Source organism: Burkholderia plantarii, assembly GCF_001411805.1.
Classification (GTDB): Bacteria; Pseudomonadota; Gammaproteobacteria; order Burkholderiales; family Burkholderiaceae; genus Burkholderia; species Burkholderia plantarii.
Window position 1 is genome coordinate 1,205,021 of the sequence record NZ_CP007213.1, and the last position, 15,031, is coordinate 1,220,051.

The 15,031-nt window shown below is 65.1% G+C and carries 11 protein-coding genes, 2 pseudogenes and 1 other annotated feature; of the genes and pseudogenes, 6 read left to right on the plus strand and 7 right to left on the minus strand.

Annotated elements, in window-relative coordinates; translation table 11 throughout:
* The first annotated feature begins 54 nt into the window (after window positions 1–54).
* Both bpln_RS34375 and bpln_RS35960 read left to right on the plus strand, forming a co-directional pair.
* A pseudogene (locus bpln_RS34375) lies at window positions 55–1,294 on the plus strand (IS3 family transposase).
* Window positions 336–452 (plus strand) — a sequence feature (AL1L pseudoknot). It overlaps the preceding pseudogene by 117 nt.
* 318 nt (window positions 1,295–1,612) lie before the next feature.
* A complete protein-coding gene (locus bpln_RS35960) occupies window positions 1,613–2,365 on the plus strand; it encodes a hypothetical protein (protein WP_148654130.1) in 753 nt (250 codons plus the stop codon).
* 190 nt (window positions 2,366–2,555) lie between these two features.
* On the opposite strand, the pseudogene bpln_RS22445 reads toward bpln_RS35960, so the two are convergent.
* Window positions 2,556–3,583: pseudogene (locus bpln_RS22445) on the minus strand (IS256 family transposase); the annotation flags it as partial.
* A gap of 322 nt (window positions 3,584–3,905) precedes the next feature.
* Here bpln_RS22445 and bpln_RS34380 point away from each other — a divergent pair.
* Complete coding sequence (locus tag bpln_RS34380) at window positions 3,906–4,508, plus strand: c-type cytochrome (RefSeq protein ID WP_148654131.1); 603 nt, start codon at window positions 3,906–3,908, stop codon at window positions 4,506–4,508.
* On the opposite strand, the gene bpln_RS22455 is transcribed toward bpln_RS34380, so the two are convergent.
* Complete coding sequence (locus tag bpln_RS22455) at window positions 4,471–5,691, minus strand: ISL3 family transposase (protein WP_055139483.1); 1,221 nt, start codon at window positions 5,689–5,691, stop codon at window positions 4,471–4,473. The genes bpln_RS34380 and bpln_RS22455 overlap by 38 nt on opposite strands.
* Window positions 5,692–6,260: 569 nt before the next feature.
* Between bpln_RS22455 and bpln_RS22460 the strand changes: the two genes are divergently transcribed.
* A complete protein-coding gene (locus tag bpln_RS22460; protein ID WP_338025997.1) occupies window positions 6,261–7,289 on the plus strand; it encodes a LacI family DNA-binding transcriptional regulator in 1,029 nt (342 codons plus the stop codon).
* Between the two features lie 272 nt (window positions 7,290–7,561).
* Window positions 7,562–9,346, plus strand: a complete 1,785-nt coding sequence (locus bpln_RS22465) for an IlvD/Edd family dehydratase (RefSeq protein WP_042627480.1) — start codon at window positions 7,562–7,564, stop codon at window positions 9,344–9,346.
* 226 nt (window positions 9,347–9,572) lie between these two features.
* Here bpln_RS22465 and bpln_RS22470 read toward each other — a convergent pair whose 3' ends face one another.
* From bpln_RS22470 to bpln_RS22485, 4 genes are all read right to left on the minus strand, one after another.
* Entirely contained in the window at window positions 9,573–10,307 is a 735-nt protein-coding gene (locus bpln_RS22470) for a FadR/GntR family transcriptional regulator (RefSeq protein ID WP_055140050.1), read from the minus strand.
* A 166-nt stretch (window positions 10,308–10,473) separates the two neighbouring features.
* Window positions 10,474–11,322, minus strand: a complete 849-nt coding sequence (locus bpln_RS22475; protein ID WP_055140051.1) for a fumarylacetoacetate hydrolase family protein — start codon at window positions 11,320–11,322, stop codon at window positions 10,474–10,476.
* 43 nt (window positions 11,323–11,365) lie between these two features.
* Window positions 11,366–12,100: an SDR family oxidoreductase gene (locus bpln_RS22480; RefSeq protein WP_055140052.1), complete on the minus strand. Its 735-nt coding sequence runs from the start codon at window positions 12,098–12,100 to the stop codon at window positions 11,366–11,368.
* 345 nt (window positions 12,101–12,445) lie between these two features.
* Complete coding sequence (locus bpln_RS22485; RefSeq protein WP_055140053.1) at window positions 12,446–13,525, minus strand: linear amide C-N hydrolase; 1,080 nt, start codon at window positions 13,523–13,525, stop codon at window positions 12,446–12,448.
* A 22-nt stretch (window positions 13,526–13,547) separates the two neighbouring features.
* Between bpln_RS22485 and bpln_RS22490 the strand changes: the two genes are divergently transcribed.
* Window positions 13,548–14,285, plus strand: a complete 738-nt coding sequence (locus bpln_RS22490) for a pyridoxal-phosphate dependent enzyme (RefSeq protein ID WP_244131881.1) — start codon at window positions 13,548–13,550, stop codon at window positions 14,283–14,285.
* A gap of 14 nt (window positions 14,286–14,299) precedes the next feature.
* Here the strand turns inward: bpln_RS22490 and bpln_RS22495 are convergent, their stop codons facing one another.
* Window positions 14,300–14,860, minus strand: a complete 561-nt coding sequence (locus bpln_RS22495; protein WP_042627485.1) for a DUF4337 domain-containing protein — start codon at window positions 14,858–14,860, stop codon at window positions 14,300–14,302.
* Window positions 14,861–15,031: the final 171 nt, after the last annotated feature.

Consider the following 15,031-nt stretch of genomic DNA (forward strand, 5'->3'; position numbering starts at 1 on the left):
GGCATGAACCGCACTGGATTTTGTGGAGGCTCGTATTCTTGAGAGAATCGAGCTATGAACAAGAAGCCAAGCAAGTTTTCCCCGGAAGTCCGAGAGCGCGCTGTGCGCCTCGTACGCGAGCAGCGTAGCGAGCACCCGTCGATGTGGGCGGCAGTCGAATCGATTGCGCCGATGATCGGCTGCACGCCGCAGACGTTGTTGGATTGGGTTAAGCGCGACGAGGTCGACCGTGGAGAGCGCGATGGCGTGAGTACGGCCGAGCGTGAACGCATCAAGGCCTTGGAGCGCGAGGTCAAGGAACTGCGCCGGACCAATGAGATTCTCAAACTGGCGAGCGCGTTTTTCGCCCAGGCGGAGCTCGACCGCCGTTTCAAGTCCTGAAGGCCTTCATTGATCAGCATCGCGACACCTTCGGGGTCGAGCCGATCTGCAAGGTTTTGCGGATTGCCCCGTCGGGCTACCGACGCCATGCAGCACAACTTCGCGATCCGTCGAAGCGCTGCGCCCGCGCGAAACGCGATGAGCTTTTGCAACCGGAGATCAAGCGTGTCTGGCAGGCCAACATGCAGGTCTACGGCGTGCCGAAGGTCTGGAAGCAGATGAACCGGGAGGGCATTGCAGTGGCACGCTGCACGGTCGGACGGTTGATGAAACTGCAGGGCTTGCGTGGCGCAGTTCGCGGTAAGCGTGTTCGCACGACGATTCTCGAGGTGACCGCGCCGCGCCCGCTGGACCGAGTCAACCGGCAGTTCAAGGCTGACCGACCGAATCAGCTCTGGGTGTCGGATTTTACGTATGTCTCGACATGGCAAGGCTGGCTGTACGTGGCATTCGTGATCGACGTGTTTGCCCGCCGTATTGTTGGCTGGCGCGTCAACTCGTCGATGACCACGGACTTCGTTCTGGATGCACTTGAACAAGCGCTGTACGCCCGCCAACCGGGTGAGGACGGGACTTTGATTCATCATTCGGCGTCAGAGGGTCTCAATACGTCAGCATCCGCTACAGCGAACGGCTGGCTGAGGCCGGCATCGAGCCGTCGGTCGGCAGCCGGGGCGACAGCTACGACAATGCGCTGGCCGAGACGATCAACGGCCTGTACAAGACGGAACTGATTCATCGGCGCGCCCCTTGGAAAACGAGGGAATCCGTCGAACTGGCAACGCTGGAATGGGTCGCCTGGTACAACCGTCATCGGCTGATGGAACCGCTCGGCTATATCCCGCCTGCTGAAACTGAGGCAAACTACTACAGGCAACTCAGAAATGCCGCTGACGTGTCCGCATTAACTTAAACCAACCAGCCTCCACGATTCCCGGTGCGGTTCAGGTGCCGTCTGGATTTGTGGCGGAAGACATCAATGGAAATCTGCTCTTAAATACGAACGGCAACCCGATAACATCGTTCAGTCTAAACTCTCAAGGTCAAGCTATCGTAGAAATCAAGACTGGCGGAGCTTCGTTGACTTCGAATCAGTCAATCGTATATCCGGCTGTGCAGGCTGGAGTAGCAACGCCCGTGGGAGGCAAAGCGACAGGCACGTTTGGCGCACCGCTTCCCAGCACACTTTCGCCTACACCGGTCATCGTTCTGCGAAAAAAATGAGTTAAATATGAATACTTTTAAATCTAATATTTATGAAATATGTAGCGAGGTGGCCGGAGAATTTCCAGGGTGGAAATTTGTATCTGGTCGATTCAAGAACGGGGCGTTGAAACACTCAGAACTGATCATAGATCCTGGTTTATTTTTCGAGCGCGGCTTCACAAGTATGCAACCCTCCATTTGCATACGAAACAAGCGTTGTGAGGCCTTGTATTCAAAGATTTTCGAAATAAAGAAGCCCCAAATTATACCTGTGTCTCTAGTCAATTTTCAGGTCATCGCTGATTCTCTGGAATACATGCCTGAGGCAATGAGAGTCAGGTGCTTGATTTGCGAAGACAAGATTTCTTACTTGATGGCGATTAAAGGATCGACGGATGCCAGCGAGGAAATGAAGATGAATTTACAGAATGCGGCGGTTGGCGTTGGAGATGCTCGATCAGTTCTTGTAAACATGGTGAAAGATGGTATTTCATTTATCGCGAATCACTACGATTTAAGCAGTGAAGAGAATCTCCTGCGGGGGTTGCCAGCGAAGTACCTGACACGGAACAAGATTCCATACGATGAGATGGAAAAGCAAAAGGGGGTAATTCTTTGCGTCGTTCGCATTCTCCTCGGTGATTTCGACTTCGTTGAGCGCTATGCGGACGCTGACTTCAAGACGATTTTCCCCAAGCGTACGGACGAACTCGACAGGATTGTCGCGGCGTTGCCGGAGTTGAAGAAACTTTACGCCGAAGCCGGTTCGGTCATCTAGGGAAACACTGATCAATTCGTCTCGGTGGTCATCGCAGACTGGGCCGAGGGCGTTATAGAAGGAAATTCACGGAAAGGTGCCAAGCTCATGAAGCGGCAGATCGGTTTTGCAGAAGCGGAACGCCTGGGCAAGAAGCGCGTGACCCGGCGTCAGCGCTTCCTGGATGTCAACGCCGACTGAAAACTGACCCGTAGAACGGTACGACGTGTTCCCATGCACGCTGCCACGATGGCACGATGATCGGGTATTTCTCGCCCCAGGGGCCTTCAGCGAAGTCCTGTAGCGCCTGTCTTGCCGCGTCTTCACTGGCGGCCGCGTAGATCGGGCGCAGTGCTGCCGCGAGGCCCTTGCGGTCCTTGTGGCTGGCGTACTCGAGACTGTTACGTATCAAATGCACGATGCAGGTCTGGACCGTCGTCTTGGGATAGGCAGCACCGACCGCCTCGGTCGGACCCTTCAGGCCGTCGACCACGGCGATCAGGATGTCCTGGCATCGCGAGCCTTGAGTTCGTTGAATACCTTGAGCCAGAACTTGGCGCCTTCGGTCTGCTCGATCCAGAGGCCCGGCACGTCGCGCTGGCCGTCGGCCTGGATGCCCAAGGCCAGATAGACGGCCTTGTTGCCGACCACGCCGTCGTCGCGGATCTTGACCCGCAGCGCGTCGAAGAACACCACCGGATACATGGGCTCGAGTGAGCGGCTTTGCCAGCTCAGTGCTTCGGCCATCACCTCGTCCATGACCGAGCTGATGAAGTCGGGCGAGACCTCGGTACCGCAGCTTTCGGCCAGAAACGCCCGAAGCTCGCGCACGCTCATGCCGCGCGCGTACATCGCGATGATGCGTTCATCGAATCCGGTGAAACGGCGCTCGTGCTTGGGAATCAGGATGGGCTCAAAGCTACCGTCTCGATCACGGGGGACGTCGAGCCGGACTGGGCCGCGATCGGGGATGACCGTCTTGCCGCTGGCGCCGTTGCGCTCGTTGGCTTGGCCGGGTGGCTTGGGCTGGCCCGGCGGGTAACCCGGATGCAGATTCATCTCGGCGCCCATCGCGCGTTCGATGACCGCCTTGTTGAATGCCAGCATCAGATCCTGCACTTCGGATGGCGACATCGGCCCCTTGACCAATCGGTCCAGCAGTTCCTTGGGCAGTTCAGGCAGCGCCCCTCGGGCCGCAGCTTGACGCGCCACCGTTTGCCTTTTCTTCTTCATCGGCATACCCATGACTTTTACACCTCATGATATGCCTCGCCCACGAAATCACGGATAGGCCCAAGAACGCTATCGACATCAGTTGCGAGCGCTCGTCTTCGCTCAGTACCAGTTCTGCCTGCGGTCGTCCCATTGGCATGCTGACGTTTCCCATTTCGTTGACGCCAACACGCCAGGCGAATATGGATTGGCTAACAACGGAACGGAACACCAGCCGTGGGGACGTCACCTTCGAGGCAGGTGACAAATCCGTAATCGACGCGTCACGGTTCGGCATGCAGGGCCGCGGAGAATAGGCGTTCCACAAACGCTATGCGGCATAAACATCGTGTTTTCCCTTCGTTCCAGAATTGCGACAGTTGTTGTCACCGTTGCAGCGTTGTTCGTTTTGCTCGCCGCTGCGGGGTTGGCCTTCATGTACTCCGGGGTGTATGACGTCTCGGCAAGTTCCGCAGACAATCCGATCGTAGCGAAACTGCTGCACGGAACATACGAAGCCTCGTTGCACCGGCACGCTGGATCGGACGTTGCGCCTGCCGACCTGCTATCGCTTGAAAACATTCGTCTGGGTGCGCGAACTTACGACGCGAGCTGTGCCCTCTGCCACGGTGCGCCAGACCGGCCGCTGAGTTCGATCGGACAGGGTATTCAGCCCTCCGCGCCTTCACTCCTGGCAGCGAGCCGGCGGAATAATCCGATGCTGATGTTTTGGACGATCAAGCATGGCGTGAACATGACGGCCATGCCTTCCTTCGGGAAGACGCAGTCGGATCGGGCGATTTGGCAAGTGGCCGGGTTTATCTACGCCGAGCGCGGAATATCGAAGGAGAAATACGACCTGCTCTTGGGCGGTAGCGCACACGCCGACAACGCTGCCGCACCTATTAAAAGGTTCATCGCGGATTACCGGGGAACGCGGCGCGGATTTTGAGGAAGAAATACTCCTCGTCGCGATACCCATAAGCGCGGCGCTTGATGACCTTGATCGTGTTGTTGATGCCCTCGACCACGCTGGTATTGAGCGGGTGCCGGCAGCGCGCGACGATGCCGTGCCAATAGCCTTGCAGGCGCCGGGCGAACAACTCGAGCGCAGCGATCCCGCTTTGCGCCGCCTGCTCTATCCAATGCTCCCAGGCCTTTTGGGCCCACGCCGGTTTGCGATAGAACCAGAGCCGCTTGAGTTCATCGCGTAGCAGATAGACACATAACAGCGGCTGGTTGGCCTCCAGCAACTCCTTCAGATGCACCGACTGTTCCGGTTTGAGATTGCGCCGGTTGCGCAGCAGCAGCCAGCGGCTGGACTTCAGAACCTTTCGCGCCGGCCGGTCGTGGCGCAGTTGATTGGCTTGATCGACACGAACGCGGTCAATGACCTCGCGTCCGTATTTGGCAACGACATGGAACAGGTCGTAGACGATCTCGGCCTGTGGGCAATGCGCATTGATCTCCAGCTCGTAGGCCGTCGTCATGTCGATGGCAACCGCTTCGATGCGCTTGGCGACGCCTGGCGGAAGCTGCTCGAAGAAGGCTCGGGCCGTCTCGCGTGAGCGTCCCTGACCGATCCACAGCACTTGACGGCCAATCGGATCGACGACCACCGTGGCGTAACGGTGACCTTTGTGAAGTGCGAATTCGTCCATCGCCAAATAGCGGATGGATGACCAGTCCGGATCCCTTACTCGAGCACGCAAACGGGCCTTGTCGATCGATTTGACTGTATGCCAGCCTAAATCGTAAAAGGCCGCCACTGCCTGCACACTGGCCGCCTGAAGCAGCTTCTCGCAGGCTTTGGCAAACCGCTCCGTGACACGCTGGTAGCGGCCCAACCAGTCCAGTTTCTCCAGTCTCGGACCGCCACAGTGATCGCACCACACTCGTCGACGCGGCACGTGCAACACGACACGATATTCAAACAGTGGCAGATCGCGCACTCTGCGAATCGACGTCTCGTGGATCTGCGAGCAACGCGCCCCGCATTGCTCGCAGAGCATCACCTTGCCTACCGGTTTCAGATACAGCGCGAGCGTGCGGCCTTCGCCTTGTGGCCACTCCACCCGCTCCAGCCGATAGCCCGTCCAGCAGCCCAGCGCTTGCAATGCCTTGCGATCGAGCACTTCATCCTCCAACGCCTTGCTTGAAAGACGTCAGATTACAAAACTGCTCGCCACGGCTCCACGGAATCCTGCGATGAACCTATTAAAAGCCCGACACCCGAGCCTGGCAAAGACTGACTGCAAGGCATCGCGAGGCGGAGCATGTGCGATTCGCCAGAACATGGGTACGACCTGCTTCACGTTGCGGGCAAGTACGGGCGCGAGGTGATCGTAGCGTGACGAGGAGTGCGTCTTCCTCGAGATCCGCGCCGCGTTTCCCGGTAACCCCGATGAACCTTTCATCGACGTTCGGCCGCGCCGTCGCCTTCGCGGCCCGCCCGAAACGAGGAGCCGCACGCGCGAACTGCCATCGCTTTCGTCAATGATCCCGGCGATCGATTCGCGATTGCGCCCGCCACGCGCCGCATGAATCACCAGACGAATGAGGCATCGCGCAATTTCGCCTCAGGCGGTCCCGGATCGGAAGGGAGTCCCGTATGATGTCGGCCGAATTGAGCACCGAGACCTTTTCGTCGCCCAAACCTGCGGGACTCCTATCGATGGCCAATGCCAGTCAAACCGTTCCAGCAATGCATCTGATCCGCCCCGACGGGCCGCCGCGCATGTCCGACGTCGCGAAGCTCGCGGGCGTGTCGAAGATGACGGTGTCGCGCGTGCTCGCCGGCCATGCCGTGGTGGCGGCCGAGACGCGCGAGCGCGTGCTGCGCGCGGTCGAGGCGCTCGGCTATGTCGCCGACGCGGCGGCGGGCACGCTGTCGTCGGGGCGCTCGGATTTCGTCGCGGTGCTGGTGCCGTCGCTGTCGAGTTCTAACTTCTCGGACACGGTGCGCGGGCTGTCGGCGGCGCTCGAGCCGAAGGGCTTGCAACTGCTGATCGGCGACACCGATTACGACATCGAGCGCGAGGAGCGCCTCGTGCGTTCGCTGCTGCGCTACCAGCCGCGCAGCGTCGCGCTGACGGGCGCATTCCACACCGAGGCCACCACCGCGCTGCTGCGGCGCGCCGGCGTGCCGATCGTCGAGATGTGGGACCTGCCGGCCGATCCGATCGACGCGGCGGTGGGCTTCTCGAACCAGCGCGCGGCGCGCGAGATGCTGGTCTATCTGCATGCGCGCGGCTATCGCCGGATCGGCTTCATCGGCGGCGCGAGCAACGCCGACCGGCGCGGCGCCGAGCGGCTCAAGGGCTACCGGCTCGGCATGCGCGCGCTCGGCCTCGGCGAGCCGCGCGTGGTGCAGCTCGGGCAGTCGCCGGCCACCATGGTCCACGGCGGCCCGGCACTCGACCAGCTGCTCGAGCGCTGGCCCGATACCGACGCGGTGATGGCCGTCAGCGACCTGTCCGCGTTCGGCGCGATCATGCAGTGCCACCGGCGCGGGCTGCGCGTGCCCGAGGACATCGCGGTGGCCGGCTTCGGCGATTTCGAGGTGGCCGAATGCTCGCGTCCCAGCATCACCACGGTGACGGTCGATGCGCACGGCATCGGCCTGATGACGGGCGACGTGCTGTGCGCGGCGATGGCGGGCGGCACGGCCGCGAGCGCCGCCACGCGTCATTTCAAGATCCGTTATTCGGTGGTGCCGCGCGAGAGCGCGTGAACCCGAGGGCGGCGCCGCGCGGGGCCATCGGGGTGCCCCGGCACCGGCCACTGCCCGTGTCGCCGAACCGTTTGCCAACACTCGCGGACCGGCTTCAGGCGTGCTACCATCTGCGGCGAGGTTACCGGTAACCAAATGAGTCGATCCGATCGCGTCGATCCGACCGAAATCGACGCGACGACACCGGGACACGTATCGAGAGGAGACGGTCGCGGCAGGGCGCCGGCGCGGCACCGCGACGTCGGGAACGACCAGGACACGGAGAAGGCAAGATGACGCAAAACACCACGCGGCGGCTGCGCAGCCAGGAGTGGTTCGACGATCCGGCGCACGCCGACATGACGGCGCTGTACGTCGAGCGTTTCATGAACTACGGGCTGACGCGCGAGGAAATCCAGTCGGGCCGCCCGATCATCGGCATCGCGCAGACGGGCAGCGACCTCGCGCCCTGCAACCGCCATCACATCGCGCTGGCCGAGCGTACCAAGGCCGGCATCCGCGACGCGGGCGGCATCCCGATGGAATTCCCCGTGCATCCGCTCGCCGAGCAGAGCCGCCGGCCCACCGCCGCGCTCGACCGCAACCTCGCCTACCTCGGCCTCGTGGAAGTGCTGCACGGCTTCCCGCTCGACGGCGTGGTGCTGACCACCGGCTGCGACAAGACCACCCCGGCCTGCCTGATGGCGGCCGCCACCGTGGACATGCCGGCCATCGTGCTGTCCGGCGGCCCGATGCTCGACGGCTGGCACCAGGGCAAGCGGGTCGGCTCGGGCACCGTGATCTGGCATGCGCGCAACCTGCTCGCGGCCGGCGAGATCGACTACGAAGGCTTCATGGAGCTGACCACGGCCTCGTCGCCGTCGATCGGCCACTGCAACACGATGGGCACCGCGCTGTCGATGAACAGCCTCGCCGAGGCGCTCGGCATGTCGCTGCCGGGCTGCGCGAGCATTCCGGCCGCCTACCGCGAGCGCGGCCAGATGGCCTACGCCACCGGCAAGCGGATCGTCGACCTCGTGCGCGAGGACGTGCGGCCGTCGCAGATCATGACCAAGCCGGCCTTCGAGAACGCGATCGTGATCGCCTCGGCGCTCGGCGCGTCCACCAACTGCCCGCCGCACCTGATCGCGATCGCGCGCCACGTGGGCGTGGAGCTGTCGCTCGACGACTGGCAGCGCGTGGGCGAGGCGGTGCCGCTGATCGTCAACTGCATGCCGGCCGGTGACTATCTCGGCGAGAGCTTCCACCGCGCGGGCGGCGTGCCGGCCGTGTTCCACGAGCTGTCGAAAGCGGGCCTCGTGCATCGCGACTGCCGCACCGTGTCCGGCGACACGATCGGCCGGATCGCGGACCGCTCGGCCACCTCGGACCGCGACGTGATCCGCACCACCGACGCGCCGCTCAAGCACGGCGCCGGCTTCATGGTGCTGTCGGGCAACTTCTTCGACAGCGCGATCATGAAGATGTCGGTGGTGGGCGAGGCGTTCCGCCAGACCTACCTGAGCGAGCCGGGCAGCGAGAACGCGTTCGAGGCGCGCGCGATCGTGTTCGACGGCCCGGAGGACTATCACGCGCGCATCAACGATCCGTCGCTCGAGATCGACCAGCACTGCATCCTGGTGATCCGCGGCACCGGCACGGTCGGCTATCCGGGCAGCGCCGAGGTGGTGAACATGGCGCCGCCGGCCGCGCTGGTGCGCGACGGCATCACCTCGCTGCCGACGCTCGGCGACGGCCGCCAGAGCGGCACCTCGGCGAGCCCGTCGATCCTCAACATGTCGCCCGAGGCGGCGGTGGGCGGCGGCCTCGCGCTGCTGCGCACCGGCGACCGGATCCGCGTGGACCTGAACGCGCGCAAGGTGGACGTGCTGGTGGACGAGGCCGAACTCGCGCGCCGCCGCGAGACCGCCGGGTTCTCGGTGCCGCCCTCGCAGACGCCGTGGCAGGAACTGTATCGGCAGACGGTCGGCCAGCTTTCGACGGGCGGCTGCCTGGAGCCGGCCACGCTGTACCTGAAGGTGATCGAGACGCGCGGCAACCCGCGGCATTCGCACTGAGCGCGCGGCCGGTGGCGCGTGCCGTCGGAGGGAAGGCGGCGCGTGCGGCCGGCGCGTGGCGAGTGTGAAGGACGGGAGGGGCGGCTGCATGGCGCCCCGCGTATGAGTCGTGAGTCGTGAGTCGTGAACGGCGCGTGGCGCGGGTTCGTCGGCGTCGATGCGCGAGCGCGCGGCGGGGCATGATCGGCGGCGGCCTGGCCCGCCACCGCCGCGCGCGCGACCCGCGTTACTTGAACTGCCCCGCGAGCCGCTGCTCGGCGTGCTGCATGTGCAGCCCCATCGCCAGGCTGATGCGGCGCACGTCGCGCTCGTTGAGCGCCGCGTAGATCTCCTCGTGTTCCTCCATCGACTCGGCCCACCACGGCGCGCTGAGGAAGTGCTGTTCGAGCGTCATGTAGAGCGGCGTCGTGCGATGGATCCAGAGCTGGTCGAGCAGCACCACGTAGGCGCTGTTGCCCGACGCCTCGGCCAGGCTCAGATGGAACTGCCGGTCGTATTCGTTCAGTTGCGGATCGCCCACCTTGCTGCCGCGCAGCTTGTCGAGCCAGCCGAGCACGGTCTCGATCTGCGCGTCGGACGCATGCCGCACCGCCTGCACGGCGATCTCGGGTTCCAGATAGGCGCGCGCGCGGATCACGTCGAACGGCGACACCGCATGCATGCGCGCCGCGGGCGCCGCGGCGGCCGGCTGCGCGGCCGCGGCGGCAGCAGTGACCGCCGCGCTAGCGCCGCGCTGCCGGACGAAGATGCCCGAGCCGCTGCGTACTTCCACCATGCCCTCGATCTCGAGCGCGATCAGCGCCTCGCGCAGCGACGAGCGGCTCACGCCGAGCCGCGCGCTGAGGTCGCGTTCGGCCGGCAGCCGTTCGCCGACGATGAATTCTCCCGCCTCGATCAGTTCGGTGATCTGCGCGGCGATCTGGCTGTAGAGCCGTTTCGTTTCGATCGGCTGGAAGGGCATGGCGGGATTCGTCGGAGGGTTCGGGTGGTCGGGTGGACCGGCGTGCGGGGCGCCGCGGGTGGGCGCGGGGCGCACATTATAGGGCAGGCGCCCGGCGGCGAACCCGCGACGCGGGCCGCCGCCGGGCGCCGGCGTGCGCGCTCTGCCCGGATCGGCGCGGGCGTGCTTACAGCTTGAACGGCACGACCGTCTGCTGCTGCTCGCCGAGCCCTTCGATGCCGAGCCGGATCACGTCGCCGGCGCGCAGGAACTGCGGCGGGTTCATGGCCATGCCGACGCCGGGCGGCGTGCCGGTGGTGATCACGTCGCCGGGCATCAGCGTCATGAACTGGCTCAGATGGCTGACGATCTCGGCCACGTCGAAGATCATCGTCTTCGTCGAGCCGTCCTGCACGCGCTTGCCGTTCACTTCGAGCCACATCGCCAGGTTCTGCGCGTCGGGGACTTCATCGCGCGTGACGAGCCACGGGCCGATCGGGCCGAACGTATCGCAGCCCTTGCCCTTGTCCCACTGCGGCGTGCGTTCGAGCTGGAAGTGGCGCTCGCTGACGTCGTTGATCGTGCAGTAGCCGGCCACGTGCTCGAGCGCCTGGTCCCGCTCGACGTAGCGCGTGACGCGGCCGATCACCACGCCCAGTTCCACTTCCCAGTCGGTCTTCTCGGAGCCGCGCGGCAGCATCACCGGATCGTTCGGCCCCTGGATGCACGAGATCGCCTTGGTGAACACCACCGGCTCCTTCGGCACCGGCATGCCGGTCTCGGCCGCGTGGTCGGAGTAGTTGAGGCCGATCGCGAGGAACTTGCCGATGCCGTTGAGCGGGCAGCCGTAGCGCGGCGAGCCTTCCACGACCGGCAGCGAGGCGACGTCGAGCGCGCGCAGCTTCGCGAGCGTGGCGGCATCGAGCGTGGCCGGCGTGATGTCGGCGATCACGCCGCTCAGGTCGCGCAGCTTGCCGTCCTGATCGACGAGGGCCGGCTTTTCGTGGCCGGGCTGGCCATAACGGGCGAGTTTCATTGAGTCTGCTCCTGGTGAATCCGGGTGAAAACGAATGGCGCGGTCAGATGGTCATGCCGCCATCGACCGAGTAGGTCTGGCCGGTGACGAACGCGGCGTCGTCGCTGGCGAGGAACGTGACGATCGGCGCGATTTCCTCGGCGCGCGCGATGCGGCCCATCGGCTGGCGCGCGACGAAGGCCTTGCGGGCCGCCTCGGGATCGTCGTAGGCGTTGATGCGCTGCTGCAGCGAGGGCGTATCGACGGTGCCCGGCGAGATCGCGTTGCAGCGGATGCCCTGCAGCACGTAGTCGGCGGCCACCGCCTTGGTGAGGCCGATCACGGCCGCCTTCGAGGCGCCGTACACGAAGCGGTTCGGCAGGCCGCGGATGCTGCTCGCCACGCTGGCCATGTTGACGATGCTGCCGCCGCCGTTCTTGAGCATGGCCGGCAGCGCGGCGCGGATGGTCCAGAACATCGAGCGCACGTTCAGGTCGAACGCGAACGACCAGTCCTCGTCGGTGGCCTCGAGGATCGTGCCGTTGTGGACGAAGCCGGCGCAGTTGAACAGCACGTCCACGCGCGGCAGCGTGGCGAAGAACGCGTCGATCGCCGCGCGGTTCATCACGTCGAGCGGGGCGGTGCGCACGTTGGCGACGCCGTCGAACGCGCCGAGCAGTTCGGGCTTCACGTCGGTCGCCCAGACCTGCGCGCCGTCGCGGGCCAGCGCATGCACCGCCGCCTGCCCGATGCCGGCGCCTGCCGCCGTGACCACGGCTACCTTGCCTTCCAGTCTCATCGTGTCTCCTGTTTCGTGTCCGGGAATGGTCCGCCCGTGAATTGGCCGGACCAGTGGGCCAGTCGGGATCTTAGCGGGGAACGGGAGAGGAGGCAACGCGGGGCGGGGTGGGGTTTGTGCCTAGACAGGTGAGGTTGCGTGGAATTGGATGGCATATCGGCAGGATTTCGGGCCGCTTGCGGGAATTTTCGGGCAGGATGAGGCAGGCGCGAGGCCGCGCCGATGCCGGCGCCGCCGAGGCAGTGAGCGACGGTTGGATCAAAAAATATATTTTTTTGGTCTGACTGCTTGGCGGCTGATCGGTTCGTCGCGAGGTCCGACTGCGCAGCAGCCGGACCTCGCGCGTCAGAGCGATTTTCCGGCGTCGAGGCCCAGGAACGTGAACGGCGGCGCGGCCCGGAACTCGCCCGACACTTCCCCGCTGAAGGTATTGCGCTGGTCGCGGCCGAGGTCGAGGCGCCTGACGGGCGCGCCGGCGGCGAAGTCGAGCTTCTTCAGGTCGACCCAGAACGTGTTCGGCGTCAGGGCCGACTCGAAGAAGTAGAGCAGGCGCTTGTGGTCGGCCACGGTGCGCCAGCGCGTCGACGAGATGTTCGGCTCGTTTTCGGTGCTGATCCCATACGGCACGGACACGTTGCGGATCACGCTGACGACGCTGGCGAGCGCGATGGTCGGGTCCTCGCTCTTCGGGATCGCGTTGACGTAGAACGAGGCGCGCGCGAAGCGGTCGGCCGCGCGATTGGTGCCGGGCAGCCAGGCCGTGCCGCCAATCCGCTGCCAGTAGGCGTTCAGCGCGAGCTGTTCGTCGAAGGTCGGCGAGTTCGTCATGACCTGATACTGCCGGCCGTGGTGGATCACCTGCCTGCCGTCGATGTACTCGATGATGGCGCTGTCGCCGCCGGCATCCGACATCGACAGGTGCAGCGTGGCCAGCCGCTGCTCGCCGGGAACGCTGTCGGTGACGATGGTGAACGGCTCCTTGCCAAGCGCGTCCACGGCCTCGGCCACGGTCGCGAAGTTGTCGAGCACGTACTGCGCCCAGGCGGCGATGGTGAGTCCCGGCTTCGAGCGCGGTCCGAACGGCGGGTACTGCGATTCGACGAGCCAGAGCAGTTCGGCGGCGAGGCCCTTCTCGTTCATGCCGTCGGTGGTGGCGACGTCGTAGGCGGTGGCCACCACGCTGCCGTATTTCGCGACCCATTTCAGCGAGTTCGGGCCGGCCTCGCCGCTGCGGGCGATGCCGCGCGGCAGGACGTAGAGATGGGTGGCGATGTCCTGTTTCCAGTCCATCGAGCGCGCCGTGATGACGTCGTCGTTGGCGCCCAGATAGACCACGCGCGTGCAGGCGAGCGCGGCGATCGGCATGGCGGCCAGCGCCGCCGCGGCGACGAGACAGGGCAAAACGCTGCGAAGCGGGTGGCGCATGTCATCTCCTGTTCGGTGCTTGGTGAAGCGTGTCGAGGGCTGTTCGCGCGCGTTCACGGCCAGCCGTCGAGGCGTCGTTCGCCAGTATATTTCGCCCGAACCGGCGCCATGCGACGAATCTTCGAATCCGCCGTCACCCCTGAACGCCGCCGCGAACGCCGCGCCTGCGGCGCCGCAAGCGCGGGCCGCCGGATCGGGCGCGCTGGACGTCCACGCCTTCGACCATCCCGCGACGCTGGCCGGGCAGGGCACGCTCGCCCTCGAACTCGACGCGCAGCTGCCGGACCTCGACACGGTGCCGGTGTCGGTCGGCGGCGGTGGGTTCGTCGGCGGCATCGCGGCGTGGTTGGCCGGGCGCGTCAAGGAGGTGGCGGTGGAGCCGGCGCGCTGTCCGACGCTCCATCGCGCGCTGCGGGCGGGCGAGCCGGTCGACGTCGAGACGGACGGCCTCGCCGCCGATTCGCCCGGATGCCGGCGCGTGGGCGGCGTGCCGCTCGCCGTGCTGCATCCGGCCGTGAGCGATGCGGTGCTGGTGGCCGACCAGCCTATCCGCGAGGCTCGGCGCAGCCTGCGGGTCACGCTCAGCATCATCGCGGAGCCCGGCGGCGCGACCGCGTTCGCGGCACTGGCGCCGGGTGCCTGCGTGTGCTCGCCGCGGCGAGCGGATCGCCGTGATCATCTGCGGCGGCAACGCCGATCCGGCCTCGTTCGCATGAGGCGCGGCGGGGCGGGAGTCGGCGTGCGTCGGTGCCCGCCCTGAAGCCGGCGCGCCGCCTAGATGTTCAGGAACGCCGCGATCGACACGCCCACGCCCGCCAGCCCCGCGAAGCCGACCAGCACGAACAGCCGCCGGCTGCCCGTCAGCGAGGTGATCGCCGCCAGCGAGATCGCCGCGCTGATCAGCGCGAGCGCCTGCCCGAACATGTGCTGCGGGTGTTCCTTGCCCTCCGATTTGTGGTTCGCCTCCTCCACCTGCCGTTCGAGATCCTTCGCCTTGTCCGAGATGTCCTTCTTGCGCGCGTTGTACTTGTCGATCTGCTCGCGGAAGCGCGCCTGCTTTTCCGGGCCGGCCAGCTCGGCCGCGACTTCCATCATGTGGCCTTTGTTCGACTGCGCCTGATAGAGGTTCCATTGGTCGCTGGCCTTGCTCTGCAGCAGCACGGCGTCGTTCTTGTACATCAGCGCCTGCGTCTGCAGCACGCCTTCCTCGTAGTGGAGCAGGCTGGCCAGCGCGGCGAGGATCGCGGTGAATACCGCGACCCAGCGCGAGAGCGGATCGCCCGAGCGGGCGGCGTGTTCGACGGCATGATCGTGGGGAGCGTGTTCGTGGGACATCGTGGGTGTCGGTGCTTCGTGTAAGCGATGAAAGCATCGCGCGGCAGGCGCGAGCGGGTGGGAATCAACGGGTGATTATGGCAGGCTCGCGTGTCGTCCCGCCACTGGCCAATAGCGGGAATCGCGGCCCGCGCGGGCCGGCCGGCGCCGCGAATGCAAGCGCAGGTTCCG

What these genes read in the sequence shown, in the direction of transcription:
- bpln_RS35960 (WP_148654130.1), top strand. Translation starts at nt 1,613, where the DNA reads ATGAATACTTTTAAATCTAATATTTATGAAATATGTAGCGAGGTGGCC.
- bpln_RS22495 (WP_042627485.1), bottom strand. Translation starts at nt 14,860, where the DNA reads ATGTCCCACGAACACGCTCCCCACGATCATGCCGTCGAACACGCCGCC.
- bpln_RS22485 (WP_055140053.1), bottom strand. Translation starts at nt 13,525, where the DNA reads ATGCGCCACCCGCTTCGCAGCGTTTTGCCCTGTCTCGTCGCCGCGGCG.
- bpln_RS22465 (WP_042627480.1), top strand. Translation starts at nt 7,562, where the DNA reads ATGACGCAAAACACCACGCGGCGGCTGCGCAGCCAGGAGTGGTTCGAC.
- bpln_RS22475 (WP_055140051.1), bottom strand. Translation starts at nt 11,322, where the DNA reads ATGAAACTCGCCCGTTATGGCCAGCCCGGCCACGAAAAGCCGGCCCTC.
- bpln_RS22460 (WP_338025997.1), top strand. Translation starts at nt 6,261, where the DNA reads ATGCATCTGATCCGCCCCGACGGGCCGCCGCGCATGTCCGACGTCGCG.
- bpln_RS22480 (WP_055140052.1), bottom strand. Translation starts at nt 12,100, where the DNA reads ATGAGACTGGAAGGCAAGGTAGCCGTGGTCACGGCGGCAGGCGCCGGC.
- bpln_RS22470 (WP_055140050.1), bottom strand. Translation starts at nt 10,307, where the DNA reads ATGCCCTTCCAGCCGATCGAAACGAAACGGCTCTACAGCCAGATCGCC.